Below are 2,793 nucleotides of genomic sequence, written 5' to 3'. Positions count from 1 at the left end.
CGGGGAGCGACCGGCCCGGCGGATCGACGGGCGACCGGCGGCGCGCGAGGAGCGGGTGCCGGCGGCCCGCCGCCGCGACGACGAGCGCGCCGCCCGCCGCTACCGGCACGAGGAGGAGCAGGTCGGCCGGCGTCCCGGGGCCGCGGAGGACACCACAGCCCGCTACTCGGCCGTACCGGACTCCGGCGGCCGCCACTCCGCCCCGCCCGACACCGGTACGCGGCACTCCGCTCCGCCCGACGCCGCCCGACGCCCGGCTCCGCCCCGCCGCCGCGAGGAGCCGGAGGAGCCGTGGGACAGCCCGCGCCGGTGGGCGAGCCGGCCGGTCTCCGGCGAGCCGGTTTCGGCCGGTCCGAGCTCGGGCGGCCCGGTCCCCGGCAGCCCGATCTCCGCGGCGCCGCGCAGCGGCGGCGGCCGGCACAGCGTCGAGGAGGACGTGCCGGAGGAGCCGGACTACTGGCGTCCGCCGGCCCGCTACGTCCCCGAGGAGGTCTTCGTCGACGACACCCCGACCCTGGTCGACCTGGCCTCCCGCCGGGCGCTGCGCGCCGCCGGGGAGAGCCGGTCCAGCCGCCGGCGGCGGGCCAGTGCGGACGCGGTGGACGGGGCGTACTGGGCCGGGCTGCGGGGTGAGGCCCGGTGATGCGCACGGCGGTGCCGCCGGTCGCCTGCGTCGGCGAGCCCCGGCTCACCGCGGGCTTCGCCGAGTTCGGCCGGCTCGACCTGATCGCCCACGAGCACGTGCACGGCCCGATCGGGCCGATGGAGCCCGCCGCGCTGCTCCGGCTCGCCGAGGCGATCGACCTCAAGGGCAAGGGGGGCGCGGGCTTCCCGTTCGCCCGCAAGCTCCGAGCCGTGTTGAAGTCCTGCGAGCGGCAGGACCTCAGCGCCGTCGTGGTGGTCAACGCCACCGAGGGCGAGCCGGCGAGCTGGAAGGACAAGGTGCTGCTCACCCGGGCCCCGCACCTCATCCTCGACGGCGCCGCCCTGGCCGCGTACGCGCTGGACGCCGAGGAGATCGTGATCGGGGTGGCCGACGACGACATCGGCCGGCCGTCGCTCACCGAGGCGGTGCAGGAACGGCGGATGACGGTGCCGACCAGCATCGTCACGGTGCCGCACCGGTTCATCTCCGGCGAGGGCGGGGCGCTGGTCAACGGCATCAACGGCCTGCCGCACATCCCGCCCGGCACCAAGCGGCGCGCCAGCGACTCCGGGGTGAGCGGGCTGCCCACCCTGCTCTCCAACGCCGAGACGTACGCCCAGCTCGCGGTCGCCGCGCGGCTCGGCCCGTACGAGTACGCCGCGCTCGGCACCGACGACGAGCCGGGCACCGTGCTGCTCACCGTCACCGGCGCGGCGCAGCGCCCCGCCGTCGTGGAGTGCGCCGCCGGCACCCCGCTGCGGGAGATCCTCGACCTGTGCGAGGTGCCCGACGGGCCGGGCATCCTGATGGGCGGCTACCACGGCAAGTGGATCACCCCGGAGGCGGCGGACCGGGCGGAGGTCTCCCGCAAGGGGCTGGCCGCGGTCGGCGGCACCCTCGGCGCGGGCATCATCGTGCCGCTCGGCCGGGACACCTGCCCGCTCGGCGAGGCCGCCCAGGTGGTCCGCTACCTGGCCGGCGAGTCCGCCGGGCAGTGCGGGCCGTGCAGGATGGGCCTGCCCGACCTGGCCCGCGCCGTCGACCTCGCGGTCTCCGGCAGCGCCCCGATCGAGGTGGTCCGGGCCGCGGCCGGCGACGTGAAGGGGCGCGGCGCGTGCAGCCACCCGGACGGCACCGCCCGCTTCGCCCTCTCCGCCATGGAGGTGTTCGCCGAGGACCTGCGGCTGCACGCCGCCGGCGAGGGGTGCGGCAAGCGGGTGAAGGGCGTGACGGGGCTGCCGGGCGCGCCCGACGCGAACCCGCAGAAGCTCACCCTCGACTGGTCCCGCTGCGACGGGCACGGGCTCTGCGCCCACGTCGTGCCGGACTTCATCCGGCTCGACGGCAACGGCTACCCCGCCTTCCCGCCCACCCCGGTGCCCACCTGGCTGCGCGAGGGCGCGCTCAAGGCGGTCAAGGTCTGCCCGGAACTCGCGCTCCGGCTGGTCCGGGCCGAGTGACCCGACCGAGAGGAGACGCCCGGATGCGTCGTACCACAGTGGCCGGCACGCTGGCCGTCGCGCTGCTCGGACCGGCCGCGTGCGCGGTCGGCCCGGAGCGCGCGGCTCCGGTCGAGGCGGTCGCCGCCGCGTCGCCGGCGGCCGCCCCCGCGCCCGTCCCGCCGGCCCGGGTGCCGGAGACCCTGCGGTTCACCGCCAGGACCCTCGACGGTACGGATTTCTCCGCCGCCGCCCTGGCCGGACGGCCGGTGGTCCTCTGGTTCTGGGCACCCTGGTGCGCCACCTGCGCCAGCCAGGCGTGGACCGTCGCGGAGATCGCCCCGAAGTACCGGGACACCGTGCCCATCGTCGGGGTCGCCGGGCTCGGCGAGCAGCCGGCCATGAAGCAGTTCGTCACCGAGTTCGACCTGGCCGGCACCCCGCAGCTGGACGACCGGGCCGGCACGCTGTGGCGGCGGTTCGAGGTGGTCGAGCAGAGCACCTTCGTGGTCATCGGCCGGGACGGCCGGGTGGTGCACCAGGGCTTCCTCGACGGGGAGTCGCTCACCCGGCAGGTCGAAGCGCTGGCCCGGGGATGACCGGCGGGCTGCTGCTCGCGCTGACCGGCCCGGCCGCCGCCGGCGACACCCGGCAGGAACTCGCCGAGGCGCTCGGCACCGATGTGGACGCGGCGGCGGAGGCGGCGCG

Annotated in this window: 2 protein-coding genes and 1 pseudogene; all 3 read left to right on the top strand. The window is 77.4% G+C overall.

The features are described from left to right. Nucleotides 1-643 (top strand): annotated as a pseudogene (locus tag ACWEVO_RS34355) (hypothetical protein); the annotation flags it as partial. Continuing rightward, complete coding sequence (locus tag ACWEVO_RS34350) at nucleotides 643-2,106, top strand: NADH-ubiquinone oxidoreductase-F iron-sulfur binding region domain-containing protein (protein ID WP_452311579.1); 1,464 nt, start codon at nucleotides 643-645, stop codon at nucleotides 2,104-2,106. The pseudogene ACWEVO_RS34355 and the gene ACWEVO_RS34350, both read left to right, overlap by 1 nt. A 23-nt stretch (nucleotides 2,107-2,129) precedes the next feature. Further along, the gene (locus ACWEVO_RS34345) at nucleotides 2,130-2,684 is read left to right on the top strand and encodes a TlpA family protein disulfide reductase (protein ID WP_452311578.1); all 555 of its coding nucleotides are present in this window, start codon (nucleotides 2,130-2,132) and stop codon (nucleotides 2,682-2,684) included. The last annotated feature ends 109 nt before the right edge of the window (nucleotides 2,685-2,793 follow it).

This window comes from Micromonospora sp. NPDC003776 (genome assembly GCF_053605645.1).
The sequence above is the reverse complement of the archived record's forward strand: the minus strand, read 5'-3'. Positions and strand labels throughout refer to the sequence as shown.

What these genes read in the sequence shown, in the direction of transcription:
- ACWEVO_RS34350 (WP_452311579.1), top strand. Translation starts at nt 643, where the DNA reads ATGCGCACGGCGGTGCCGCCGGTCGCCTGCGTCGGCGAGCCCCGGCTC.
- ACWEVO_RS34345 (WP_452311578.1), top strand. Translation starts at nt 2,130, where the DNA reads ATGCGTCGTACCACAGTGGCCGGCACGCTGGCCGTCGCGCTGCTCGGA.